The organism is Nonomuraea antimicrobica (assembly GCF_039536965.1).
Taxonomy (GTDB): domain Bacteria; phylum Actinomycetota; class Actinomycetes; order Streptosporangiales; family Streptosporangiaceae; genus Nonomuraea; species Nonomuraea antimicrobica.
Map to the genome: position 1 here is coordinate 234,848 of NZ_BAAAZP010000003.1, position 24,560 is coordinate 259,407.

At 72.6% G+C, this 24,560-nt stretch carries 19 protein-coding genes; 6 read left to right on the top strand and 13 right to left on the bottom strand.

The window, feature by feature from the left end; translation table 11 throughout:
- Window positions 1-49: 49 nt before the first annotated feature.
- A complete protein-coding gene (locus tag ABD844_RS01150; RefSeq protein ID WP_344871959.1) occupies window positions 50-1,519 on the bottom strand; it encodes a DUF2079 domain-containing protein in 1,470 nt (489 codons plus the stop codon).
- A 130-nt stretch (window positions 1,520-1,649) separates the two neighbouring features.
- Between ABD844_RS01150 and ABD844_RS01155 the strand changes: the two genes are divergently transcribed.
- On the top strand, window positions 1,650-2,840 hold the full coding sequence (locus tag ABD844_RS01155) for a glycosyltransferase 87 family protein (protein ID WP_344871960.1): 1,191 nt from the start codon (window positions 1,650-1,652) through the stop codon (window positions 2,838-2,840).
- Here ABD844_RS01155 and ABD844_RS01160 read toward each other — a convergent pair.
- From ABD844_RS01160 to pstC, 6 genes are read right to left on the bottom strand one after another with little or no spacing between them, the layout of a single operon-like run.
- The gene (locus ABD844_RS01160) at window positions 2,812-4,254 is read right to left on the bottom strand and encodes a phytase (RefSeq protein ID WP_344871961.1); all 1,443 of its coding nucleotides are present in this window, start codon (window positions 4,252-4,254) and stop codon (window positions 2,812-2,814) included. The two genes, ABD844_RS01155 and ABD844_RS01160, sit on opposite strands and share 29 nt — an antisense overlap.
- Before the next feature lie 19 nt (window positions 4,255-4,273).
- Entirely contained in the window at window positions 4,274-6,682 is a 2,409-nt protein-coding gene (locus ABD844_RS01165; protein WP_344871962.1) for an Ig-like domain-containing protein, read from the bottom strand.
- Window positions 6,683-6,691: 9 nt separating this feature from the next.
- Window positions 6,692-8,560: a phosphate ABC transporter substrate-binding protein PstS gene (gene pstS, locus ABD844_RS01170; RefSeq protein ID WP_344871964.1), complete on the bottom strand. Its 1,869-nt coding sequence runs from the start codon at window positions 8,558-8,560 to the stop codon at window positions 6,692-6,694.
- Window positions 8,561-8,574: 14 nt separating this feature from the next.
- On the bottom strand, window positions 8,575-9,393 hold the full coding sequence (locus tag ABD844_RS01175; protein ID WP_344871966.1) for a phosphate ABC transporter ATP-binding protein: 819 nt from the start codon (window positions 9,391-9,393) through the stop codon (window positions 8,575-8,577).
- Window positions 9,390-10,490 carry a phosphate ABC transporter permease PstA gene (pstA, locus tag ABD844_RS01180; RefSeq protein WP_344871968.1) on the bottom strand — a complete coding sequence of 367 codons (1,101 nt, stop codon included), beginning with the start codon at window positions 10,488-10,490 and terminating at the stop codon, window positions 9,390-9,392. Before pstA ends, ABD844_RS01175 begins: the two co-directional genes overlap by 4 nt.
- On the bottom strand, window positions 10,487-11,434 hold the full coding sequence (pstC, locus tag ABD844_RS01185) for a phosphate ABC transporter permease subunit PstC (RefSeq protein ID WP_344871970.1): 948 nt from the start codon (window positions 11,432-11,434) through the stop codon (window positions 10,487-10,489). Before pstC ends, pstA begins: the two co-directional genes overlap by 4 nt.
- A 248-nt stretch (window positions 11,435-11,682) precedes the next feature.
- On the opposite strand from pstC, the gene ABD844_RS01190 reads away from it, so the two are divergent.
- Genes ABD844_RS01190 through ABD844_RS01205 form a run of 4 tightly spaced genes read left to right on the top strand, consistent with a single transcriptional unit; the run spans window position 11,683 to window position 17,867 of the window.
- Complete coding sequence (locus ABD844_RS01190) at window positions 11,683-14,103, top strand: substrate-binding domain-containing protein (protein ID WP_344871972.1); 2,421 nt, start codon at window positions 11,683-11,685, stop codon at window positions 14,101-14,103.
- On the top strand, window positions 14,100-15,623 hold the full coding sequence (locus ABD844_RS01195) for a sortase (RefSeq protein WP_344871974.1): 1,524 nt from the start codon (window positions 14,100-14,102) through the stop codon (window positions 15,621-15,623). The genes ABD844_RS01190 and ABD844_RS01195 overlap by 4 nt, the downstream gene beginning before the upstream one ends.
- Before the next feature lie 10 nt (window positions 15,624-15,633).
- Window positions 15,634-16,593 (top strand): GumC domain-containing protein, encoded by a 960-nt coding sequence (locus tag ABD844_RS01200; RefSeq protein WP_344871976.1) that lies wholly within the window; start codon window positions 15,634-15,636, stop codon window positions 16,591-16,593.
- 32 nt (window positions 16,594-16,625) lie between these two features.
- On the top strand, window positions 16,626-17,867 hold the full coding sequence (locus ABD844_RS01205) for an MATE family efflux transporter (RefSeq protein ID WP_344871978.1): 1,242 nt from the start codon (window positions 16,626-16,628) through the stop codon (window positions 17,865-17,867).
- On the opposite strand, the gene ABD844_RS01210 is transcribed toward ABD844_RS01205, so the two are convergent.
- Window positions 17,809-18,690: a sulfotransferase family protein gene (locus tag ABD844_RS01210; protein ID WP_344871980.1), complete on the bottom strand. Its 882-nt coding sequence runs from the start codon at window positions 18,688-18,690 to the stop codon at window positions 17,809-17,811. The two genes, ABD844_RS01205 and ABD844_RS01210, sit on opposite strands and share 59 nt — an antisense overlap.
- 89 nt (window positions 18,691-18,779) lie before the next feature.
- Entirely contained in the window at window positions 18,780-19,976 is a 1,197-nt protein-coding gene (locus ABD844_RS01215; protein WP_344871982.1) for a type 2 periplasmic-binding domain-containing protein, read from the bottom strand.
- A gap of 230 nt (window positions 19,977-20,206) precedes the next feature.
- Here ABD844_RS01215 and ABD844_RS01220 point away from each other — a divergent pair, with 230 nt between their 5' ends.
- Complete coding sequence (locus tag ABD844_RS01220; RefSeq protein ID WP_344871984.1) at window positions 20,207-20,611, top strand: cupredoxin domain-containing protein; 405 nt, start codon at window positions 20,207-20,209, stop codon at window positions 20,609-20,611.
- Here ABD844_RS01220 and ABD844_RS01225 read toward each other — a convergent pair.
- The 4 genes from ABD844_RS01225 to ABD844_RS01240 all read right to left on the bottom strand — a co-directional run.
- Window positions 20,562-21,302, bottom strand: coding sequence for a class I SAM-dependent methyltransferase (locus ABD844_RS01225; protein ID WP_344871986.1), 741 nt, complete (start codon window positions 21,300-21,302; stop codon window positions 20,562-20,564). The genes ABD844_RS01220 and ABD844_RS01225 overlap by 50 nt on opposite strands.
- Window positions 21,303-21,331: 29 nt before the next feature.
- Window positions 21,332-22,570 (bottom strand): glycosyltransferase family 4 protein, encoded by a 1,239-nt coding sequence (locus ABD844_RS01230; protein WP_344871988.1) that lies wholly within the window; start codon window positions 22,568-22,570, stop codon window positions 21,332-21,334.
- Entirely contained in the window at window positions 22,567-23,895 is a 1,329-nt protein-coding gene (locus ABD844_RS01235) for an O-antigen ligase family protein (protein ID WP_344871990.1), read from the bottom strand. The genes ABD844_RS01230 and ABD844_RS01235 overlap by 4 nt, the downstream gene beginning before the upstream one ends.
- On the bottom strand, window positions 23,877-24,560 hold a 684-nt coding region (locus tag ABD844_RS01240; protein ID WP_344871992.1), incomplete at its 5' end, for a hypothetical protein. The genes ABD844_RS01235 and ABD844_RS01240, both read right to left, overlap by 19 nt.

Genomic DNA, 24,560 nt, shown 5'->3' on the forward strand with positions numbered 1-24,560 from the left:
GCCCGCCCCAGGACGCCCACCTCCGGACGCCCGCCTCCGGACGCCCACCTCAGGACGGGCGGCGCAGGACGACGTAGCCGTGCTGGTCGAAGATCACCTGGTAGCCGGCGCGTTTCAGCTCCTCGACCCGTTCCCGCTGGCGTGCCACCGAGGGCCAGGGGAAGGCGAGCCGCCCGGTGTCCGCCACCACCCAGGGCGCGTTCTGCTTCCCGTCCTCCCACAGCAGCACCGTGGTCCGCGACGAGAGGTGGGGGCCGAGGCTGTTGGCGGCCTCGACGGTGACGCCGTCCGGCACGCGTCCGACCGCCTGCGCGGCGGCGACGGTGTCCGGCCCGGCGCGGTAGAAGCCGGGTCTGGCCAACTGCCCCATGGGGTGCTGCGGGGCGAGCGTGAGCGCGACGGCGCAGACGCAGGCGGCCCAGGTCAGGCCGATCCCCGCCCGGCCGAACCGGCGCGCGAGCCGGGCCGCGCCGTCCACTCCCGCGCAGAGCACGATGGCGACGGTGAAGGTGTCGTAGTGGTAGTTCGTCCCCCACCAGTTCGCGTTGTCGGAGAGCATGCGTTCGAGCAGGTGCGGCAGCGCCACCAGGAGGAGCGGGGAGCAGAGGCAGGCGAACAGCGCCGTCCAGAGGACGAGCAGGAGGGTGTCGGCCTTGACGGCGGGGGTGACCAGGTACTGCAGGGTGTCCAGCGGGTTCCCGGCCATCGCCGCCAGCGCTCCGGGGACGTCCCTGCCGAAGTGGTCATAGGCCCAATACGTCTCGGGATCGCCGCCCACGGCCGGGATCAGCACCGCGCGCACCAGGAGCACCCACCCGAGGCCGGCCGCGAAGTAGGCGGCGCCGCGCGAACGGTCCCCCCGTAAGGCGGCGAAGACGCCGAAGGCCGCGACCGTGAGCCCCATGTCCTCCTTGACCAGCAGCAGGGCCCCGGCGGCAAGGGCGGCCGTGGCGTGCCGGCCCGCGTCGTACCGCTCGATCAGGAGCGCCGTCAGCAGGGGGACGAGGGCCACCTCGTGGAAGTCGAAATTCAGGGCTTGGGCGACCGGCCAGGACAGCGCGTACGCGGCGGCCGTGAGGTACGCGGGCAGGACGCCGAGCCTGCGCCGGGCGAAGAGCCAGATCGGCACGGCGGCCCCGGCCAGCAGCGCCGCCTGGGCGACGAGCAGCGTCTCGGGCCCGTCATGGATCCAGTAGAGCGGCGCGAGCAGGGCGAGGATCGGCGAGAAGTGGTCACCGAGCTGGTTCCAGTCCGCGGCCCGGCCGATGCTGACGCCCTTGAGCGCGCTCGTCGGCGCCTGGAAGCGGGCGTAGCCGCGTACCGCCTGGTCGAAGATCGTCAGGTCGACGCTGGTCGTCTGGAACAGGCGGTGCTTGGTCAGGCTGAGCAGCGCGTACGCGCTGAAGGCCAGCACCACGAGCGCACCGAGAGCCATCGCCTGCCTGGTGCGACCGGCGGTCGCCGGATCCGCGGGAGAGCCGATGGTCCGCGCGAGTGCCGCCACCCGGCTCCCGATCATGGGTGCAACTCTAGGCAGCCGATGCTGGATGCCGGGGGAACACGGCGTGAAGCTTGCGGGCACGCGCGGCGGGACCAGGTGTTCCCGGGCCGTACAGGGCGTGGTCATCCTGGGCCGCTAGGCTCCGCCCGTGATCACCTCGCAGCGCCTGTCCGCCAGGACAGCCCTGACGATCACGTACCTCTGGCTGGCGAGCAGGGTGCTCCTGCTGCTCATGGTCCTGGACGTCGTGACGCTCTTCGAGAGCGTGAACGTGGATGTCGCCGGCGTCTACCGGAACTGGTACGACGTCATGCGCACCACGGGCTCCTTACCCGTGGGCGACCCGACGTGGCAGTACCCGCCGGGCGCCGCGCTGCTCATGGTGGCTCCCGGGGTGCTGCCGTTCGGCTATCTCAGCGGCTTCATGGCCATCCTGGTGGCCTGCGACGCGCTCGTCACGGTCACGCTCGCCCACCAGCCCAGGCAGCACGGGCTGTGGGTGTGGCTGGCCGGAGTGCCACTGCTGGGCCCCGTCGTCTACGCCAGGTACGACCTCGCGGTCGCCGCCCTGGCCGTGCTGGGCCTGCTGCGGCTGCGCGGCTCGCCCGCGGGCGGAGGGCTGCTGCTCGGCGTCGCCACCGGGTTGAAGCTCTGGCCCGCGCTGGCCCTGGTCGGCGTGCCGAGCGGCGGGCAGGCGCGGCGCGCGGTGCTGGGGGCGGCGGCGGGTGCGTCGGTGACGACGCTGGTGGTGCTGGTCTTCCTCGGGCAGGGCGCGGACTTCCTCACGGCGCAGCGGGACCGCGGCGTCGAGGTGGAGTCGGTGTGGGCGCTGGGCTTCCACCTCGCCCGCTGGGCGGGCTGGCCGGGCGAGGTCAGCTCCAGCTACGGCTCCATGGAGATGATCGGGCCGTGGACCAGGGAGGTCGGCCAGTGGTCGCTGGTCGCGACGGCCCTGTGCCTGCTGTGGCTGCTGTACTGGCGGCGCCGGGTCAGGAGCTGGACCGACGCCACGCCCTATGACGCGGCGCTGGCCGCCGTGCTGCTCTTCGTCGTCACCAGCAGGGTGATCAGCCCGCAGTACCTGGTGTGGCTGGTCGGGCTGGCGGCCGTGTGCGCCACGGCCCGCGACTCCTCCCAGCGTCCCGTGGTGTCCCTCGTGCTGGCCGCGACCGCGGTGACGATGGTGGAGTTCCCGACGCTGTTCGTGGCGGTCCAGGAGAGCACCCCCCTGGGCGTGGGGGTGCTCCTCCTGCGCAACGGGCTGCTGGTGGCCGCGGCCGTGCTGTCCTGCGTACGGCTGTGGCGCAGCACTACCGGGGAGCCCATCCCCGCGGACTGACGGCCAGGCCGAGCAGGCGGGCGGCGGTGTCCCAGCGGACGAGCTTGAGCCCGGCGCCCGCGGGCTCCGGCGTGTCGGCGGAGTCCTGGACGACCAGGACGCCCTTGGGGAAGTGCCGCCCGGCGGGCACGTTGAGCACGTCCAGGCCGAGCGTGCCCTGCACGGGGTCGATGTGCGGCGCCGAGCCCACCCTGAACTGCCCCAGGTACGCGGCCCCGCCCCCCGAGCCGTAGACCGCGACGCGGCTGTTGTCCCTGCTGGAGGCCAGCAGGTAGCCGCTGCTCCCGGCGCCCTGGTAGAACGCCAGCCCGCCGAGCCCGACGAGGCGGTCGCCGCCTTCGCCCGGGTCGGTTCCCGGCACGCATCGCCCGGACGCCTCGTCGCGGGACGTGTCGGCGCCGAAGCCGCTGACGACGTCCACGAGGTGCGGCTGGTCGCCGAGGTCGGCCCGCAGGCGCAGGATCCCCACGCCCTGCTGGGCGACGTACAGGGTGCGGGCCCTGCGGTCCACGGTCAGGCCCGCGACCGTGGGGGCCTCGCACGGCGACCAGGCGGCGCCGCTGCTCAGCGTGAACCAGGTGGGCAGGTCGACGGTCCTGATCACCTGGTAGCCGACCTTGCGTCCCGGCTTGGCGAGGAGCCGGACGAGGGCCAGCGTGCCCGTGCCCGCGCGGCTCACGACGGCGTAGACCCTGCCGCCGTCGCGCCAGGTGACGAGGTGCTCCGGCGCTCCCCCACCGGGGAAGACGGCGGGCGCGCCCTTGGCGGTGACGTCCTCGACCAGCGGTCTGCCCCAGTCCGCGGCGACCGGGCGGAAGGCGAAGGACCTGAGCCCGCCGGAGGCGGAGTCGGCCGCCACCGCGAGGTCGTTGGACCACTTGGCGTCGAACCTGAACCGGTAGGCGACGTCCACCCCGGCCAGGCTCGCCCCGTTGCCGGACAGGCGCTGCTTCGCCGTGCCCGTCAGGTTGTGCACGTGCAGGCCGCCCGCGCCCGCCGCGCTCACCACGACGCTCTTGGCGGGATCGCGCGGGTGCACCCAGATCGCCGGGTCGACCACCTGGCCGGCCGGCTTGGAGATCTCCCTGAGCGGCTTGGCGGACGGCACGAACGGCGTCGGGGACGGCTCGGCCTCCGGCGTGACCTGGACCTCTCCCTCGGCGGGCGGCTCGGCGGGGGGCGTCTCGCCCTCGACCGGCGGGTCCGCCTGCCCGTCCTCGATCGGTTCGACCTGCCCGTCCTCGGGCGTCTCGATCTGGTCGGCGCTCACGACGCCGGGCGGCTCCTGCGCCGGATCGGCCACGAGCAGGATGTCCGTGGCCCCGCCGACAGACACGCCGACGGACACGCCGGCGGACACCGCCACGGCGCACACCGCGACGCCCAGCGCGAGCGAGACCCTCAGGGCAGACAATTGGCGAACCCCATTCCGTTCATGGCGTGACCGGCCGGCCACGCCCCCACGCCTCGGCCACGCCGGCCGGGTCGGTGAAGGTGGCGCCCCGGACCCGGTCCAGCGCGCTCAGGAAGTCGTTCAGGCAGTACGACTCCGCGTTGTTGGTCCAGTGCGCGCGCCAGTCGGCGCTCGTGCAGTCCCACTGACCGGCGCCGTCCGCGTTGACGCGCCGGCCGCGCAGGAGCCGGTAGCCCTGCAGCGCGCGCCACTGGTCCGCCCCGCCCGACAGGAACGCCGCCAGCGCCTCGGGCGACTGGTAGGGCGGGAAGTTGTTGACGTTGTCGGGGTGGCTGCGCGCCTTGGGGTCGGACACCCAGGACGCGCAGGTGAGCGCCGGGTCGTTGCACCGGCCGCCGTTGAAGCTCCACGTCTTCTGGAAGTGCGGCCAGGCCGTGCCGGGCCGGGTGTTGACGCCGTCGCCGTACGTGCGGCCGTAGGCGAAGCAGCGGGCGACCACGTCGCGCTGCGCGGCCAGGTCATACTGGTTGTTCGGGTAGGCGAACAGCCCCCAGGCCCGCTGGTGGCCGTGCGCCTCCAGGTCCGGGATCGTGCCGCACGACTCCGAGCGCTGCGCGTCCTCCGTGAGCCCGGCGAAGTCGGCGGGGTACGTCCTGCTGTGGCTGATCGCCTGCCAGCCGTACCGGTCGCGCAGGTCGGCGAGGTCCTCCCAGGTCGAGTAGTCGGCGAAGCCCTTGGTGCAGTAGCGGCCCCCGGTCCGCGTACGGTCGACGACGACCGTCGGGACGGCCCGGATCCCGCGCTGCCCGAGCAGAGAGGCCACCTCCCCCAGCGGGATCGAGCCGCGCAGCGGCGCGCACCACGGGTCGACCGCCTGCCACTGCGCCCGCCCGAACATCAGCGTCGCCAGGCGCTGCGCCCCCTGCTGGTAGCGGACGCGCAGGTGCGGCAGGCTCCCGCCGACCTCGGCCCGGTTGCCGGCCGCGTCGAACGCCTCGACGTGCACGAGGTACTGGCCGCTCGGCGGCTGCGGCAGCACGTACGACCACGCCGCGTGCCGCGTGCCCAGCCCGGTGACCTGGGGGGTGAGCCGGGGAGCGGTGCCCCACCCGCCCGGCTGCTGCCACCACCTGCCGGTGGCGGTGTCCATGACGCCCACGTAGATCGCGGTCACGGCGGCGTCGTCCGTCGCGGTGCCGGCGAGGCGTACCGGACCGGCGGTCAGCACGTCGCCGTCACGCGGTGACGTGATCTCGACGGCCGGGCGCACGGTGTCGGCGCCGCCGCCCGCCGCGGTGAACGGCGCCCACGACGGGCTGAGGTCCGGCTGGTCCGCCGCGTCCACGGCGGTCACCTGCATACCGAAGTCCCCGGCGCGCGGCGGCGTCCACGAGTACGACCAGCCGGTGACCGTGAAGGCGGGCGCCCCGTCGCGCACCGACCAGGTCTCGTCGCCGGGCGGGCCCGTCAGGGTGGCGGCGTGCCGCTGGTAGGCGCCCCAGGTGCCGTCGGCCCGCCACCACTGTTTGCTGGCGCGGTCCTGGACGGCGACGTACACGGCGGCCACGCCCACCGCGTCGCTCGCCCGTCCCCGCCACTCGGCGGGCCGGCCGACCGGCAGGGCGCCGGCCTGGGCGGGGTCCATGACCGCGTCGGGTTCCGCGGCGTCGACGGTGAACGCGGTGAACGGCCACTCGGCGGCGGGCGCGGTGCCGCCGTCCGCGGAGGTCGTGCGTACCTGGGTGGCGAACTCGCCCGCCTGCGGCGGCGTCCAGGCGAAGCTCCACTCCGTCAGCGGACCTCCCGGCGTGGCCAGCCGGGTCCGGTGCCACTGGTGCGCGCCCCACGTGCCGTCGGCCCGCCACCACTGGCCCGTCACCCGGTTCTTGATCGCGAGGTCCACCGCGGCCACGCCCGCCCCTGCTCTGGCCAGGCCGCGCGCGGTGGTGGCCGCGCGTACCGGCAGCAGTTCCTGCGCGGCGGGGGCGGCGGTCGCGGCGCCGGTGCCCGCCGCAGGGAGGGCGACGACGGTGAACGGGGCCCAGGGCAGGGTGGCATCCGGCACCCCGGCCGCGTCGTAGGCCGTCACCTGCACGCCGTACTCGCCGGGCACCGCCTGCGACCAGGTGTGGGACCACGCCGTGCCGTCGAGGCTCGCCGGGAAGGCGTGGTAGTCGCCGAAGGAGCCGTCGGGCCGCAGCCACAGGCGGCTGACCCGGTCCTGGACGGCGACGCGCACCCGCGCAGCCCCGCTCGCGGCGCCCCGCAGGAGCAGGGGACCGGCGGGGCGGAGGCTGTCCACGGCGGGCGCGGCGATCGAGGCGTCGGCGGCGCCTGCGGACAGGGCGGCACCCGCGGCCACCGGGGCCGGGATCGCCAGACCGGTGACCGCGAGCATGAGGGCGATCAGGAAGCGGCGCAGCGCCACGTGCCTCTCCTAGGAACGGTTTCGCCGGCGTACGAGCCGGAGCACGGGCGGCGGGAGGAAGACGCCGACGATGATCACCAGGGCGACGACGTAGAGCGTCCACGGGGTCGCCACGGACTTGGCGGTGTTGTCCACGCTCCTGGCGGAGTCCGCGGCCAGGCGGGGATCGATCAGGTTGTTGGCGGTCGCGCCGGCCGACTGCCCGGGGGTCTGCTGCTGTTGCTGCAGCGCGAGGGTGGGGTCGCCGCCGGTGGTCGTCGTCTGCTGGCCGCCGCCGGCCGTGGGCGAGGTGCTGTTGTTGCCGCCCGTCGTCGGGTCGGCGCCGCCTGTGGGGCCCCCGTCCTGGCCTGGGGTGTTGCCGGTGTTCCCCGGGGTGTTCTTCTTGGGGCCGTCGGTGGGTTGGCCGGTGTTGCCGCCCGGGTTGTTCTGGCCGTTGTTCTGGTTCGGGTTCTGGGTCTGGTTGTTGTTCTGGTCGTTGTTCTGGTTGTTGTTGTTGCCGCCGTTGTTGGGGTCCTGGTTGTTGTTGCCGTTCGGGTCCTGATTGTTGTTGCCGTTCTGGTCGCCGTTCCCGGTGCCCGGGTCGTCGTTGCCGCCGACTCCGCCACCGCCGTCGACGCCGCCGCCGTCCTGGCCGGTCTCGCCCGCCTTTCCGCACGTGGTGCCGTCGGGGAGCGTCAGGCTCTCGTAGAACTTGCCCCACTTGTCGGGGTCGGTGGGGATCTCCGGGTGTCCCGGCACGTCCACCAGCGCATCGAACCCCTGCTTGATGAGGTTGCTCGGCAGCGGCGAGTACCCGAGGTCGGCCGCGAGCTTCTGGCCGTCGGTGATCGAGTAGAGCACGAACTTGGCCATCGTCTCGCCCTTGGCCGGGTCGGAGCCGCCCGCGGGCACGATCACGTAGTTGTAGCTGGAGATCGGGTACGCGCTCTGGTGGTCGTGGTCGTAGACCTTCGTGAGGTTGTAGGTGCCGTCGGGGTTGCGTTCGGCGTTGGTCAGCGCGATGGCCTGGTTGCACGCGGTGGGCAGCACGTAGTTGCCCGCCTTGTTCTTGATCCGGGCCACCGGGAGGTTGCGCTGCAGCGCGTACGCGTACTCGGCGTAGCCGATCGTGCCGTCCTTCGAGGCCACGAAGTCCGCGAGCCCGGCCGAGTCGGCGCGCAGCTCGCCGCCCCGCTCCGCCGGCCAGTCGCTGGTGGGCAGGCAGGGCGCGCCCCCGTAGCAGTTCTGGCCGGTGTTGGAGAGGTACTCGTGCCAGAGCTGGGGCGCCATCGTCCTGAGGTAGCCGGTGAAGACCGCCGTGGTGCCCGAGCCGCCCTTGCGGGCGACCACGCTGACCCGCGTGTTCGGCAGGCGGAACTCCAGATGGGGGTTCTCGGCCTTGATCATGGGGTCGTCCCAGAACAGGTTGCCGTTCGACTTCCAGTACTGGTGGTAGATCTTCATGATCAGCTCACCGGTGAGCTGCAGGTCCTCGATGCGCCGGCCCGCGTTGTCCTTCAGGTTGTAGAGCATGGCCGTGCCACCGGCCACCAGCGGCATGTACGTGAACGGGAACGAGGGCGTCGGCTCGTTGGCGAGGTTGTCGGGGAACCGGTAGGAGACGTCGCTGGAGGCGAAGTCGACCAGCTTCTGCTCGAACTGGTTGCGGCCCGAGGTGGACCCGTTGGCGTTGTAGTTGACGGCGAGCCCCAGCTTGGCGCCGGCGTCGACCCGCCATTGGTCGATCGCCGGGGCCGCGAAGGTCGATCCCGACCCGTTGACCGCGGGCCCGGCGAGGGCGGCGCGCACCCGTGCGGCGGCGCCGGGCGCCGGGGCCGCGGTGCAGAGCAGGGCCAGGCAGGTGGCGAGGGTGATCCGTAACAGGCGTCCGACGGACATGATGCTCCTCGGGTCTAGCCGAACCGGCCGTTGACGTAGTCGGCGGTACGCGGGTCCTCGGGCTCGTGGAAGACCTGCTCGGTGGGCCCCTGCTCGACGACCCGGCCCGGGGCGTTCTCCTCGGCGAGGAAGAAGGCGCAGCGCTGGGAGACGCGCTGCGCCTGCTGCATGTTGTGCGTGACGATGATGATCGTCACCTGTTCCTTCAGCTCGTGGATGGTCTCCTCGACGCGCCTGGTCGAGGTCGGGTCGAGTGCCGAGCAGGGCTCGTCCATCAGCAGCACGTCCGGGCGGACCGCCAGCGACCTGGCGATGCACAGCCGCTGCTGCTGGCCGCCGGACAGGCCGCCCGCGGGCGCGGGGAGCCGGTTGCGCACCTCGTCCCAGAGGCTCGCCCGGCGCAGGCACTCCTCGATGAGCGTCTCCTTGTCGGCGGACCTGAGGCCGTTGAGCTTCAGCCCGGCCGTCACGTTGTCGGCGATGCTCATCGCGGGGAACGGGTTGGGCTTCTGGAAGACCATGCCGATGCGGCGGCGTACCTCGGTGAGGCGCAGCTCGGTGCCGTAGATGTCCTCGCCGTCCAGCAGCACGGACCCGGCCAGCGTCGCGGCGGGCACCAGCTCGTGCATGCGGTTGAGGATGCGCAGGAACGTCGACTTGCCGCAGCCGGACGGCCCGATGAGCGCCGTGACCTCGCCCGCCCGCATGACGATGTCCACCTTCTCCAGCACCTTGCGCTGCCCGAACCAGGCGCTCACCCCGATCGCGTCCAGCGTGCCGCCGGCCGGGCCCGGCTGCTCGGCGGCCTCCATCACCTGGGTGTCGGCGGTCATCGCCGTCCTCGCTTTCTCGTACGCGGCCCGCCGGAGCCCATCCTGGCGAGCAGGAAGAGCAGGAGCACCAGCAACAGCAGGACCAGGGAGCCCGCCCAGGCGCGGTCGACCGAGGTGTCCTGCGGGGCGCGGATCTGGTGGTAGATGAACAGCGGCAGGTCGTCCTGGATGCCGCCGAACGGGTTGGGGTTGAGGATCGCGGTGCCGACCGTGGTCAGCATCATGGGCGCGGTCTCGCCGATGATGCGGGCCGTGCCCAGCACCACGGCGGTGATCAGTCCGGCTCTGGCCGTGGGCAACACGACCATGCCGACGGCCCGCCACTCGGGCCCGCCGAGCGCCAGCGCCGCCTCCCTCAGGCTGCCCGGCACGATCCGCAGCACCTGTTCCGCCGAGATCGTCACGGTGGGCAGCATGAGGATGGCCAGCGCCAGGCTGCCGGCGAAGCCGGAGAAGCCCCAGCGGAGCTGGACGATCAGCAGGGCGTAGACGAACAGGCCGGCGACCACCGAGGGCAGGGCGGTCATGGCCGAGGCGACGAGCCGGGCGGGCGCGGCGATCGGCCCTCTGACCTCGTTGAGGTAGACGGCGGTGAGGATGCCGAGCGGCACCGAGATCAGCGCCGCGATGCCGACCTGTTCGAGCGTGCCGAGGATCGAGTGCAGGCCGCCGCCGTCCGTGGCGGGCTGCAGCGGGCCGGTGAGCTGCATGGTCTCGACGAAGAAGCTCGGGCGCAGGCTCCGCAGCCCGCGGTAGACGACGTACCCGACGACGAGGGCGAACGGGGCGAGCGCCATGAGCGCTCCGGTCGAGATGAGCACCGTCATGATCCGGTCCCTGGCCACGACCTGGCCGCCGGAGTCCCTGGTCACCACCCAGTACGTGCCGAGGAACAACGCGTACCAGCAGAGCGCGAAACCGGCGGGCTGCACGGTGAACGGCATCAGCCGGGCGAAGACCAGCCAGGTGAGCACGAACGCGGAGGCCGCCGAGGCGGACAGCTCGACGGTGTCGGACAGCCGCCACGCCCCCGGTCGGCGGCGTGGCGCCGGCGGGCGGGTGCGCTCCTGCGGACCGGCCGGTGCGGTGACGGTCATCGGGCGGCCCGTTCCGCCCGCTGCACCACGCGCGAGGCCAGGAGGTTGATGACGAAGGTGACCAGGAACAGCGTCGCGCCTGCGGCCATCAGCGCGCTGAGGCCCGCGTCGCGCGACTCCTTGAAGTAGATCGCGATGCCGCTGGCGATGGTGACGCCGCCGTTCTCGAAGATGCGCGGCTTGATCTCGAAGGCGAAGCTGAAGATCAGCGTGGCCGCCATCGTCTCGCCCAGCGCCCTGCCCAGCCCCAGCATCGAGGCGCCGACGATGCCGGTGCGGCCGAACGGCAGGATCACCGTGCGCACCATGCCCCAGCGGGTCGCCCCGAGCGCCAGCGCGCCCTCGCACTCGTGGCGGGGCGCCTGGTCGAGCACCGCCCGGACGATCGAGGTGGTGATCGGGATCGCCATCAGCGAGATGACCAGGCCGACGTTGAAGTACGACGAGCCGACCTCGCGGGCCTCGAACACGAAGAACACCCCGCCCAGGTGGTCGACGGCCCACTGCTCGATCGGGTCGAGGAACGGGATGAGCACGTGCAGCCCCCATCCGGCGAAGATGATGCTCGGGATCGCGGCCATCACCTCGATGGACGTGGTCAGCCCTGCCCTGGTGGCGCGCGGCGCGTACTCGTTGATGAAGACGGCCGTGGCGATCGAGATCGGCACGGTGAAGGCCATCGCGATCAGCGCGGTGACGAAGGTCCCGTACATCATCGCGGCGATGCCGAACTTGCCGCTCGTCTCGTCCGGGTTCCAGGCGGTGGTGGTGAAGAACGACCAGCCCGCGCGCTGGAAGGCGGGCAGGGCGGTGAGTACCAGGAACACCGTGATGAGCACGATCGTGACCAGCACGGTCGCCGCGGCCATGGTGGTGACGACGCGGTAGATGCGGTCACCTCGGCTCAGCCTGGCCGTGATGATGCGGGGTGTCTCCAATGTCACGGGTGCTCCGACCGTCTGCGTCCATGAGTCGGGCCCAAGTGTCCGCCCCGGCCCGGTACGCCCCAGCCGCCGTGGGGTTAACGCCGCCATAAGAGTTCGGGGCGGAAATCTAGGTAAATGTCCGGTTCGCCGCGACCGGTTGAACGAGGGCGGAACAGTGGCGGGCGGACTCATCGCGGCATTGTGGGCGGGCCCCGCGCCGGTTTCTCTGGTCGTGGATTGTCGGATCTACCCCATGGAGTGGAGCGGTGGACAGGCGCAAGCGTGCCCTGCTGTTGATCGTTGCCATAACCGGCCCGGCGGTGCTCGCCTCGTCACCCTCCGCCGCGAACGTGGTGCCCAGTCCCACCGTCGAGGTCTGGTCGAACGCCACGCGGGCCGACGGCGTACAGGCCGTGCAGATCGATCCCGGCGGGCAGGTGGAGATCCGGTGGAAGGGTTTCACCCCCAACATGCCCGTGGTGATCACCCAGTGCCGGCATCCCGACTTCGTCGCCCTGTACCTGTCGGCGCGGTGGAACAACGGGCTGTTCCACTGCGCCCACCAGACCCGCCGGTACGCGCAGACGGGCGCGAACGGCGAGGGCTCGCTCAGCGCGGGCTTCAAGGCGGGCACGTTCAACCAGACGCAGGTCTCCAACTACCAGGGCAACTCGGTCTTCGAGTGCAACGGAGCCACCGACCCGGAGACCGGGCTGGAGTCCTCCTGCATCGTCACGGTCAGCGAGTGCGAGTGGTCCCAGCCGCTCACCTTCACCAAGACCGGCTCCGTCTGGCAGCTCGTGCCGAACCCGCGTACCGACCTCGCCGACCCGGCGCTGGCGGCGGCCAGCAGGCCCGTACGGATCAAAAACCCGAACGGCGTCCCCGTCAGGACCGTCAACCCCGCCCCGCCGAAGCCCCGGGTGGAGGTGAAGGCCCCCGAGCCGCTGCCGACCCCGCAGGCCCCGCAGGACGCGCCCATCAACGGGGCGGGCTCGGTGAACATCTCCGAGGTCGTCACCGACTGGCTCGTCGGGGTCCGCGCCGCCTCGCCCGCGCGGGACGTCTCCTACCTGAGAGGGACGTCGGTGCTCGGCGCGAGCAAGCTGAAGCAGGGCTTCTCCAGCGGCTTCGCCCAGGGCTCCGACTTCGCCATCACGGGTCTCAGCCACACGCGCGAGGAGACCGGCGGCGAGGTGGCCTACGCCCCGATCTCCCTGACCGGGCTCAGCATCGCCAACGGGGTGGAGTTCGGCGGTCTCGGACTGGCCGGCACCCGGATGTCGCCGGACTCCGTGGCGACGATGTTCGGACTGAACGGCCAGTGGTCCGACTCCTCCTTCCAGGGCCCGACCGTGAACGACAACCGCGGGTGCGGGCTGCCCCAGCTCAACAAGAAGGCCGTGCTGCGGGCCGGGCAGTCGGCCCAGAACAAGGTGATCTCGTCCTGGCTGGGCGCGACGCTGCCGTCCGGGCGGTTCGCCGAGCTGTACGAGTCGGCCCCCGGTGACCTGGTGCTGGACCCGAGGGCGGTCGCCTTCGACCAGACCTCGGCGGACAACGGGGCGATCGCCGCCGAGTACATCGCCACCCTCGGCGGCAAGGGCGTCAACCGCATCGAGGTGGACGGGAAGACGTACCAGGAGAGCAACGAGACGAAGCAGCTCGACGGCATGCTCGGCTTCACCGACGCCACCCAGGTGGCCGCCGCCAAGGCGAACGGGTACGTGATCAACTCCGCGCCCGTGAAGAACGCCGCCGGCCGGTACGTGCTGCCGACGAAGGAGGCCGTGCTCGACGCGTTCGGCACGATGACCAGGAACGCCGACGGAACCTACAGCCCGGTGTTCGACCGGGCCGACAGGCCGGACGCCTACCCGCTGCCGATGGTCCACTACGTCATGGTCCCCAAGGCCGACGCGTCGGGGCGCAACCCGCTGCCGCCGGCCAAGCGCAAGACGCTGGCCGCCTTCATCGAGTACGCCATCAGCGACGCCGGGCAGCACAAGCTCGCCGAGCTGGGCGCCCCCGCCCTGCCCCAGCAGCTCCGCGCGCAGGCCGAGGAGGTGGTGCGGATGCTGCGGACGCCGGACCCGGAGCAGCCCCCCGGCACCACGTCACCCACCCCGACGTCCTCGCCCACGCCCAGCTCGACCCGGTCTCCCTCCCCCACGCCCTCGTCGTCCAACCCCGGGGGCAACGGCGGCGGCCAGAACGGTCCCGGCGACGACGGCGACCTGCCCACGCCGACCGTGACCCAGCGGGTCACCGTCAGCCCGAGCCCCAAGCCCGCCAAGTCCCCCACCTCGACCCCGTCCTCGACACAGAGCCGGAGCACGCCCCCTGCCGCCGGGTCGCCGGGCGACAACATCCAGCCGATCGCGGACTCCGGGACCCCGCCCGAGACGCCGCCCGCCGCAAGCGAGCCTGACCCGGCGATCCTGGCGGTGCCCTCGCCCGGGGTCTCGACGACGGTCACGCCGGTCGCCCAGTCGAGCGGCGAGGGCTCGGTGCGCGGCGGCGTGATCCCCCCGGCCGCGTGGGTGCTGCCCGCGGGGGTCGTCGCCACGATCGGCGCGCTCAGCGTGCTGCTCGGCGGCGGCTGGCGCGGGTACGAGATCCTCAGAAGCCGGCGACGCGACGGCGACGCGCAGGGCACGGGCACGACCCCGACTCCTCAGGCATGACGAACGCGAACACGGACCCGGCCTACCTGGTCAACCAGGCGGAGCAGGCCGTCATGCAACTGGAGGCCGCGGTGGCGCTGGTGGCCGCGGGCGCGCCGCACGCCGACCGCCAGAGCACGCTGGTGCACGCCGGGGCCCTGGCCGTGCTGCTCACCCAGGCGAGCACGGCGGCCAGGTCACATCACGCGCTGCGGGTGCGGGCCGACATGCTGCGCACGCGGTACGACGCCGCCATGAGCGGCCTCGGGGTGTCGGTCAACGCGCATCGGCCCCACCCGTCCGACCCCGGCGGGCCCGGCTGGCAGCAGGGCCATCCGGCCGTGCCGCCGTACGGCGCGCCGTTCCCGCCCGGCACGCCGGTCATGCCGGTCATGCACCTGATGCCGAACTCGCCGATCAACCTCCAGCAGCCGCTGATGCTCACGTTCCCGGTGCCCGGTCACCAGGCTCCGGGGCAGCCGGGCGGCGGTCACGGGCCGGTCCCGCCGCAGCCGCACGCGGCCGGCCACAGCGGTGGTGGCGCCTTCACCGGGTATCAGGGCGTGCCGCCGGGAGCGGCGCCTCCGTACTCTCCGGGGGCGGTTCCGCCGTACTACGGGTATCCGGGGATGCCGGGACAGGCCGTGCCGCCGCCGCGGCGGCGCAGGCTCACGATCCCGCCGGAGCTGCGCAAGCTCGGCCGTCCGCTGGTGACGGCCATCACGATCGCCGGTGTGCTGCTGCTCGCGTTCTCGTTCTACGCCTCCTGGTTCGGCCACCTGACGTACGAGCGCAACCAGCGGATCATGCTCGACCAGCTCAACGACGACTTCAAGGCGTCCGCCACGATCGCCGCCGCGCCCATGGCCGGGGACCGTGACCTGTCGGCCGTGCCGCAGCCGGGCACGCCCGTGGTGCTCCTGGAGATCCCCGCGATCGGGCTGCGCGAGGTGGTGGTCCAGGGCACCGGCACCGGCGAGTTGCGCCAGGCGGTGGGGCACTACCGGCCCTCGCCCATGCCCGGCCAGATCGGCAACGCCGTGCTGGCCGGACACCGGGACCTGTACGGCCGCCCGTTCGCCAGGATCGGCGAGCTGCGACCGGGCGACAAGATCACCGCCAGCAGCCAGGAAGGCCGCTTCACCTACACGGTCGAGCTGGTCGAGCGGGCCAGGACGGGCGAGAAGGACTTCCTGTCGCAGGGCACGTTCGTCAACCGGCTGACGCTGCTGACCAGCGGCGACACGGACGACGGCGGCCGGCTGGCGGTCGTCTCGAAGCTGGACGGCCAACCGGCCGGGCTGAAGATCCTCGACCAGGCCCGGGTCGAGGTGGACGAGCTGGGTCTCGGCCGCGACCCCGGCGGCTGGCTGCCCACGATCCTGTGGGGACTGGCCACGGTGGGTGTGCTGTTCGGCACGATCGTGCTCTACCGGCGCTGGCGGACGACGTCGACGTATGTGCTCACCAGCCCCGTGCTCTTCGCGACCGTGCTGCTCTGGTTCGAGTCGGCCACCCGCCTGATCCCCTCCACCTACTGAAGGACCGACGATGGAGTTATCCGACTACGCCCGCCGCAACCGGCGGCTCGTCGCCCACCTGATCGCGATCCCGCTGGTCGCCGGGCTGGGCGGCGCGGGCTGGGCCCTGACCAGGCCCGCTGATTACACCCACTCCTCGGAGGTCCAGGTGCCCGCCGCGCCGGGGCAGGCCGGCGCCGCGGCCGTGGAGCAGACGATCTCGACCTTCCGTACGCTGGTCACCTCGGCCGGAGTCGTGAACGAGGTCGCCCGGCAGACCGGCGTGGGCGTCGACGACGTGCGCGAGAGCCTGACGACCGGCCGTCCGGTCCAGGGCGGCCAGCGCGGCACGCTGGTCCGGGTGCACTTCACCGGCGACGACCCCGAGCAGGTGACCGCCGCGACCCGCGTCGCGACCACCGTCGCCCTGAACACGCTGCTGCGGCAGTCGGTCACGGCCGCCGGCTCGGCCAACGCCCGCGCCAAGGAGATCGCCGACAAGGCCGAGGCCGACCTCGCCGCCGCCGTCAAGAAGTACGGCGGGCTGCCCGCGGAGCGCTACCGGGCCACGCTCGGCGAGATCTCGCGGCTGGAGACCGAGCTGCTGGCCCCGGTCTCCCAGCGCAAGCCCAAGGACATCCGCAAGACCATCAAGACCCTCAACGGCCGGCTGACCGGCCTCGCCCCGCAGGTCCAGGAGTACCAGGGGCTGCAGGACGCCGTCGTGCAGAGCGCGCGCAAGCTGGCCACCACCGAACAGCAGGCACGTGACGTCGAGGCGAACCTGACCGCCGCGACCGCGTCCATCACCCCGGTCACCGCGCAGGCCGTGCCCGCCTCCCGCGGCGCGCTGGTGCTGCGGGCCGCGGCCCTGTCGGCCGGGGTCGGCCTGCTGATCGCGGCGCTGCTGGCGGTGCTGCGCGGGTTCGGCGGGCGTCGCGAGGTCGTGGTGCCCGAGACGACGCTCCCGGTGCCCGTGCCCACCCGATGAAGGGCCCGAGGAAAAGGCCCGAGAAGGGGTCGATGAAAGGGCTCTGGACGCTCGCCGACCAGGTCCTGGCCAGCCTGAGCAACGTCCTGCTCACGATCGTGATCGCCCGCGAGGCGAGCCCCGACGGGCTGGGCGCCTTCGGGGCGGCCTTCGCCGTCTACCTGATCATGACGGGGGTGTCCAGGGCGGTCGCGTCCGAGCCGCTGCTCGTCCGGTTCAGCGCCCATGACCGGCAGGCGGGCGCCGCCGAGCACAGGGCCGCCTCCCGTGCCTCCGCCGGTGCCGCGCTGGCGCTGGGGCTCGCGGGGCTCGCCGCGCTGCTCGCGGTCTCGGCGCTGACCGGCGGCACGCTCGGCGCGGTGTTCGCCGCGCTGGCCTGGTCGCTGCCCGCGCTGCTGGTCAAGGACGCGCTGCGGTTCGTGTTCCTGGCCGCTGGACGGCAGTCCGCCGCGATGGCGGGCGACCTGACCTGGGTGCTCGCCCAGGTCGTCACCGTCGGCTGGGTGCAGGCGCACGGGCCGCGGGACGTGCAGTGGTACGTGCTCGCCTGGGGCCTGTCGGCGGCGGCCGGCGCGGTGCAGGGCGCGTTCCACGCCCGCTGCCCGCCCTCGCTCGCCCGGGTGCCCGGCTGGCTGCGGGCGCACCGGGACCTGCTGCCGGGCTACGTGATCGACTTCGCCGCCCGCAGCGGCGGCCGGCAGGTGACCATGCTCGCGGTCGGCTGGTTCGGCGGCCTGGCCGCGCTCGGTGCGATCCGGGCGGCCGAGGTGCTGTTCAGCGCACTCAACGTGGTGCTGCAGGCGGGCCACCTGGCCACGATCCCGTCCGCCGTGGCCGCGCACCGGCGCGGGCGGCTGCGCCGTGCCGTCCTGCGGCTCGGCGTCGTCCTGGTCGGGGCGTCGTTCCTGTACGGCTGCGGCACGCTGCTCGTACCCCCGGCGCTCGGCACCGCGCTGGCCGGGGAGACGTGGGAGCTGGCCCGGCCCGTCCTCGTCGCCGAGATCGCGCTCTACGCGGGCATCGCGGCCGTCACGGCGGTCACCGTCGGCCTGCGGGCGGCGGGCGACGCCCGGCGCAGCGCGCTGGTGCGGGTGGGCGTCGTGCCGTTCTCCATCGCCGCGGGCGTGGCGGGCGCGCTGGTCGCGGGGGCGCCGGGAGCGGTCATCGGGCTCGCGGCGGTCAACTGGCTCGCCCTGCCGGTGTGGATCCGCCAGTTCAGAGCGGTGTCGTCGGGTAGCCGTGACGCCGCAGGTGCCGTTCCAGCGAGTGGGTGAGCAGCGCCTGCTGGGCCGGGGTGAGGTCGGTGCGGTAGGAGTCGGCCCGGCCGGAGCTGAAGCGGTGCCGGGCGAAGCCGCGCTCGAAGGCCGGGGTCCAGGGCAGGCCCAGGAAGTCCAGGATCAGCTCGACGTGTTTGCGGGGGTCGGCCACCACGTCCTCGTACCTGACCTCCAGCCACCGGTCCTGGGGCGGCGCGGCGGCCTCGTAGGCGTCCATCAGCAGCTTCCAGGCCAGCCCGGCCAGCAGCACGTGCGAGCGGCCCGAGCGCTCCCACTCCTGCGCGTACGGCTCGGGCAGCGGGCCGAAGTGCCACCCGGAGGGACCGAGGTGACCCCGCCACCACGGCATCTGCAGCCACGAGTTGGCCACGGCCCGGCCGTCGCGTACGACGTGCACGAACCGCGCCTCGGGGAAGACCGCGCGCAGCAGGCCCACGCGGGGCCAGCCGGTGAACTTGTGCGAGAACTGCGGGGTGCCCGCGGCCTCCCAGCGGCCGAGGAAGAAGCGGCGCAGCCGGTCGGCGAGCCACGGGGTGAGGTCGTCGGCCGTCAGGTCGCGGAACGGGTCGGCCAGCAGCGGTGACACCTCGCGCGACAGGGCCAGGTAGCCCTCGGAGGGGGCGAAGCGCACGCGTCCCTTCCTGGTCAGCGCGGGCGGGACCCGGCGGTAGATCGCGCCGCTGCGCCGCCGTACGGAGGAGGGGCAGCGCGGGGAGCGGTCGTCCAGGTTGGAGACGAAGCCCAGCGCGGGATGGCGGGCCATGACCTCGTGGACGAGGGTGGACCCGCAGCGGCCGGTCCCGATCACGAAGCTCAGCACATGTCCTCCAAGGCGTCCTCCCATGGGCATGGGTCGAGGACCCGGCCGCTCGGGGCCGGGTCCTCATGACGTCGCGGTGTTCAGAGGGGTCAGACGTTCACGTCGGTGAAGGTGCACTTGTTGCCGGTCGGGTTCACCTTGACGAAACCGGCGTCGGCGATGATCTGGTCGATGTGCTGACCCCAGTTGCGGTCGGCGCTGGCGTGCGCGACACCGGGGCCGGTGTTGCCGATCGGCTTGCTGTGCGAGCCGTTGGACTTGCAGATCCAGCCGTTCTCACCGATGTAGCCGCGGACGTGCGCCGGGACGGCCGGGTTGGCGAGGCGGTAGACGTTGTACAGGGACCGGCTGTACTGGTACGACCCGTCCTGGATGGTGCCGGGCTCGGGGGCGATGCCGTTCACCGAGATCAGGTCGGTGGCGGCGTCGGTGCAGGTGGCGGCGCCGGTCTGGTACTTGCCGAAGGACAGCCACCAGATGGAGCGCTGCCGGTCGGCCGCGGGCAGGTTGTTGATCGGGGTGCACTCGTTCTCGAACAGCACCTGGCCGCCCGTCGCCGAGACGCAGGTGTTGGGGTCGCCGCCGAGGAACGACTGCCAGGTGGCGTACGTGCCGGAGCTGGTCTGGATGCCGTGCACCATGATCTGGCCGGAGCCGCCGCCGAAGTCGCTCCAGTTCTCGGCGCAGCCGTCACCGGAGACGTCGAGGAAGATCTCGCGGAGCTGGTCGTGCGTCAGGCTGGCCACCGAGCCGGCCGGGCCGCCCAGCCACTTGGGAATGGCGATGGCGTCCTTGGCCCAGGCCACGTACCGGAGCTGGTCGGTGCTGTTGACGCACTGGCTGGGCCGGCTGCCGGGGCCGGAGGAGGAACGCGCGTAGTAGACGGGGGTGACGCCGGACGCCCCGAACTCGCACAGCCCGCGCAGGCCCGCGGAGGTGCCCTGCGCGAAGAGGCTGTAGGCGATCTCGTGGTCGTAGTTCTCGAGCTGGTTGGCGGCGGCCTGGTCCAGCGGGTCGCACTGGAACTGCGGCGTGGCCGGCGGAACGCGCAGGGCGCAGCCGGGCGAGGCGTTGAACGCCTTGTCCAGGTTGGCCATGGCCTCGTAGGTGGTGTCCGAGCCGGCGCCCCGGATCGGGAAGTCCATCGTGCCGTTGTTGAACGGCGGGATGGCCTGCGCCGGAGCGGCGATCGAGACGACGCTCACGAACGCGGCGGCCACCACGGCCAGGCGCGTCAGGAAGCGGCGGATCTTCTTGTTCTGAGGGGTGCTGTTTTCAGCGGACATGAATCCTCAATCCGTCCGTAGGGGGTTGGGGACATTTACGACGCCTCGCCGATAATCACGCCCCTGGCACTCCAGGAAAACAAATGGGTCGCGTCCGCCAGGGGAACGAATCCTTCACTCCCGCCGACATCCCGGCTTTTCCCCGATGCGCCGAAAATTGTCCGTCCATTTACTTGCCGAGCATATGCCGTGTCTTTTGTTCTTGGTCGGGCGGCGGATAGTGCCGTGCCATGAGGACAGCCTTTGTGATCATCGCCGCAGCCGTCTCCCTGTCCGCCGTCGCCTGCGGCGGGAGCACGGGCCGGGCCGCCGCCCCCGACGTACCCGCCGCGGCGACCGGCGACGTGGCCGCGGGCAAGGAGATCGAGCTGACCGCGCGGGGTCCGGTGCCCCGCCATCTGATCGCCGGCCCCGGAGACCGCGTCACCTGGCACAACGGCACGTCGAGCGACCAGACGGTGACGATGCTGGACGGCACGAAGTCCGGGGTGATCAGACCGGGGCGGTCGTTCACCCGGGATTTCCCCACCTCGGGGACGTTCGCCTACAAGGTCGCACCCGGCGACAGGCCGGGCCTGGTGGAGATCAACCTTCCCGAGCCGTCTCAGGAGCCTGCCACGCCCGCGCCGAGCTGACCGCGATGAGCGACTTGGTCAGCCCGGCCACCCGCTCGGCCAGCAGCGTCGAGTCGGGGAAGTAGTAACGCATCTGCGTGCGGCTGAGCAGCTCGATCTCCATGACCGCGACCAGGGCCTCGGCGCGGGTGCGCGGCCGTACGCCGGACAGCGGCCAGCGCAGGGCCAGGGCCGTCTGCACGCGCAGCGGCAGGAACTGGAACATCGGGAACACCCAGTGCGGCTCGATCGGGAAGTACAGGTACGGCACCTGTACCCAGTGCCGGCTGGCCAGCCGGTAGGCGGTCTCGGCGAAGCGGGCCCGCCGCTCGTGCCCGCCCACGTGCTCCATCACCGAGTTGGAGAAGACCAGGTCGAAGCGGCGGCGGGCGAGCGGGCCGGAAAGGTCGCAGGCGTCGGCCAGCTCGACGCTCACCCAGTCGGGCACCTCGTCCACCGGGGGTTCCAGGTTGACGAGGTGCACGTGCGCGGGGCGTACCGGCGCCCTGGTCCAGGTCCGTACGGTGCCGCCGAGGTCGACGACCTCCATCGACTCCAGGTCGGGGAAGCGGTCCAGCAGCAGGCCGAACCTGCGTGCGCGCAGCCGCGTGTTGAGCGAGCCAGGCCGGCCGATCAGCAGGCGGCGCAGCCGCCGGCCCAGATCGTCGTCGGCGGAGTCGGGGGCGCTGCCGGGGGCCCGGAATTGCGTCATGAATCAGCCTTCCTGAAACGGTGCCGCGGCTAGCTGGAATTCGCCGCCTTGACGGCCTCGCGGTAAATCTCGCGGAGCCCGGCGTAGTGGCCTTCCGGCGAAAATCTGCGGCGCGCCACCTCGCGGCAGGAACGGCCCATCTCCAGCGTCTCCTGCGGATTCTTGAGTAATGCCAGCGCCGCCGAGGAAAGCGCCAGCGGGTCGTCCGGCGGCACCAGCTTCCCGGTGGCTCCGTCGACGACGAGTTCGGGGATGCCGCCCAGCGTGGTGCCGATCACCGGCACCCCGCAGGCGAACGCCTCGAGGATCGTCATGGGCTGGTTCTCGTACCAGCGGGAGGGTATGAGGAGCGCGGTGGCCGACTGGATCAGCCGCAGCACCTCCTCCTTGGGCAGCCGGCCGGTGAAGCGCACCCGTCCCGGCGCCACCTCGTCGGCCATCCGCTCCAGCGCCATCCGCTCCGGCCCGTCCCCCGCGATCACCAGCTCGCCGAACCCGCGCAGCATGCCCAGCGCCTTGATCGCGACGTCGAACCCCTTCTCCGGGCTCAGCCTGCCCACGCAGACCAGCGGCCCACCGGGGACGGTCTTCGCGGGCGATCCCCCGTCGTCGGCGAAGTGGTCCAGGATCCGCAGCCGGTCGGGGAAGATCTCCGCCTGGGTGAGCTGCCCCGCCATGAAGCGGCTGGGGCAGATGAACCGGTGGACGGGGTCGTAGGCGTCGAAGCGGCGGTGCAGCCACGTCTCCAGGGCCACGGCCATGCTGGCGCTCAGCGAGCCGCCCTTGCACCTGCGCTTGACCGGCTCGCGCAGGCTGCCGCCGACGCAGGCCGTGCACGGGGTGCCCTTGTCGAGGAAGGAGTAGGAGGGGCAGGCGAGCTTGTAGTCGTGCAGGGTCATCACCATCGGCACCCCCGCGGTCCTGAGCGCGGCCAGCACCGACGGTGAGAGCTGGTGGTAGATGTTGTGCAGGTGGGCCACGTCGGGCTCGAAGTCGGCGATGACCTTGCCGATCCCGCGCCGGGCACTCCTCGACCAGAGCATGCGCCCGGCGCCGCGTAACTTGCCGAGCGGGCCGCGCGGGAGCGGGTTCATCTCGATGTGCCGGGGAAAGTGCTCCTCGTACGGGACGGTGAGGTTGTCGGGGTGGCGCATCGAGAAGAAGGCCACCCGGTCGCCCCTCTCCCGCTGCAGCTCGGCCAGATCCAGCAGGTACGACTCCGCGCCCCCGCGCCGGTAGAGGAACTTGTTGACATGCAGGATTCTCATTTGCGGACTCCGCTTCCGTGTGTGAGGCCCGCGAACGCCGCGAAATACCACATGACGGCCACAGAGGTCATGACGTTGTCGGCCAGCGCGGCCACCGCGAGCGCAGCGACGCAGGCGGCGAGCCCGACCGCCACCCCCCGTTCGAGCCCCGCCCGCGTGGCGCGCAGCGCGCGGGCGGCGATGAGTGCGAGCGTCACGAGCAGTGCCAGGTAGGCGATCAGTCCGAGAAGCCCCGTCTCCACGGCCGCGCGCAAATAGTCGTTGTGCACCTCTTTGATGATCAGCATTTTCGTCGTGCCGAGCCCGGTGCCGGTGACCGGATTCCGCTCCATCAGGCCCAGGGCCTGCTCCCAGTGGTCGAAGCGCCAGACCACCGAGTTGCCCGCGTAGCCCGCGTCCGTACGGCTCTCGCCCAGGCTCGACGGCAGCACCACCGCCGCCGCCACCCCGGCCAGCCCGACGACGGCCAGGAGCCGCCGGTCCTGGGCGATCGCCACCACCACCAGGCCGGCCACCGCGCCCAGCCAGGCGGTCCGCGCCTCGCTGGCCACCAGCGCGAACGCCAGCCCGGCGACCACGACGGCGAGCAGCAGCCGCGCCCTGCCCCGGCTCCACCACAGCAGGCTCACCCCCATGAGGGCGAGCAGCATGCAGAACAGGCCCAGCCCGTTGGGATGCCAGAACGTGCCGTGCGGCTGCAGCACCCCGTGCACGTACGCCTGGTCGGCACCGGTCACCACCTGGTGGACGGTCAGCACGACGGGCGGCACCGCGGCGGCGAAGACGGCGGTGAGCAGCGGCCCGCGCAGCGCGGGCTCCTCGCTCGTCAGCCGTCCGACCACCACCATCATGAGCAGCCAGGTGGCCAGGCGGAGCAGCTCGGCGGCGCTGGTCGCCGGATCGTACGACCCCAGCGTGCTGAGCCCGGCCACCCCCAGGAACGCCAGGATCGCGGGGTGCACGCCCTTCCACGGCTGCGCCGCGAGCCAGGCCAGCCCCGCCACCAGGAACAACACACCCACGGCCGTCCCAGGGTCGAGCCAGGCGGGCAGCTCGGAGTAGTCGCCGACCACGCGCGTGTCGAGCGTGCCCCTGGCCGTGTCGAGCGAGGCCCGCACGGCCAGCGTCGCGCCCACGAACGCGGCGAACCTGGTCACCGCCAGGTAGACCAGCAGCGCCAGCCCGACCGCCACGACCGGGAACACGACGGCGGCGCGCGAGGCCGCGGCGGCGACCTGGGCGCCGGTCAGCACGGCGACGGCGGCCGCTCCCAGGACCAGCGGCCACCCCGTACGCGCTCTGGTGATCACGACGCCCTCAGCCACTTCATGGTCTCCTCGATCGGCGCCCGCACGGTGACGAGAACGGGCGTGGCGCCCACCGCCAGTGGCCGTCCGCCGGTCAACGGCCGGGCCGGGCCGCCGGGCAGCGCGGCCGTGGTGACCACTGTCCCGGAGGGCGGTCGCAGCTCGACCGGGCGCTCGCTCCAAAGGACGAGCACGGTGCCGCCCTGCCAGGCGACCGCGCCGCCCTCGACACCGCCCTCCACCGCAGGCAGGCGGCGCCACTGCCCGGAGCTGTACGCCTTGAGCCGGTCGAGCACGGACCGGGCCGGTCGGGGCCGGCCGTCGGCCCCGTACAGGGCCCGCCAGGTCTCCACCCCGGCGATCTCCCCGGGCGAGTGGTAGACGGGCAGGTAGACCAGCTTGCGAACGCCACCGGCGAGCAGGTGCGTGACCAGTTTCGCCGTCTCCGCGCCGTGGGCGGCCGGGTCGTACCCGCTGCCGGGCCAGAAGGAGCCGACCTCCCACGCCTCGACCGGCAGTCCCGCGTCCTTGACGTAGTCGAGCACGTCGGGCGCCAGCGACCAGTGGTCGTAGTAGTGGAGCTGGTAGGCGTCGAACGTCCGGGCGCGGTCCAGCTCGAAGACCACCTGATGGGCCGTGAGCGCGCGGCGCGCGACCGGTCCGGCGAGCGCGGCGCGCAGGCC

What these genes read in the sequence shown, in the direction of transcription:
- ABD844_RS01195 (WP_344871974.1), top strand. Translation starts at nt 14,100, where the DNA reads ATGACGAACGCGAACACGGACCCGGCCTACCTGGTCAACCAGGCGGAG.
- ABD844_RS01225 (WP_344871986.1), bottom strand. Translation starts at nt 21,302, where the DNA reads ATGACGCAATTCCGGGCCCCCGGCAGCGCCCCCGACTCCGCCGACGAC.
- ABD844_RS01150 (WP_344871959.1), bottom strand. Translation starts at nt 1,519, where the DNA reads ATGATCGGGAGCCGGGTGGCGGCACTCGCGCGGACCATCGGCTCTCCC.
- ABD844_RS01215 (WP_344871982.1), bottom strand. Translation starts at nt 19,976, where the DNA reads ATGTCCGCTGAAAACAGCACCCCTCAGAACAAGAAGATCCGCCGCTTC.
- ABD844_RS01205 (WP_344871978.1), top strand. Translation starts at nt 16,626, where the DNA reads ATGAAAGGGCTCTGGACGCTCGCCGACCAGGTCCTGGCCAGCCTGAGC.
- ABD844_RS01175 (WP_344871966.1), bottom strand. Translation starts at nt 9,393, where the DNA reads ATGACCGCCGACACCCAGGTGATGGAGGCCGCCGAGCAGCCGGGCCCG.
- ABD844_RS01220 (WP_344871984.1), top strand. Translation starts at nt 20,207, where the DNA reads ATGAGGACAGCCTTTGTGATCATCGCCGCAGCCGTCTCCCTGTCCGCC.
- ABD844_RS01200 (WP_344871976.1), top strand. Translation starts at nt 15,634, where the DNA reads ATGGAGTTATCCGACTACGCCCGCCGCAACCGGCGGCTCGTCGCCCAC.
- ABD844_RS01230 (WP_344871988.1), bottom strand. Translation starts at nt 22,570, where the DNA reads ATGAGAATCCTGCATGTCAACAAGTTCCTCTACCGGCGCGGGGGCGCG.
- pstA (WP_344871968.1), bottom strand. Translation starts at nt 10,490, where the DNA reads ATGACCGTCACCGCACCGGCCGGTCCGCAGGAGCGCACCCGCCCGCCG.
- pstS (WP_344871964.1), bottom strand. Translation starts at nt 8,560, where the DNA reads ATGTCCGTCGGACGCCTGTTACGGATCACCCTCGCCACCTGCCTGGCC.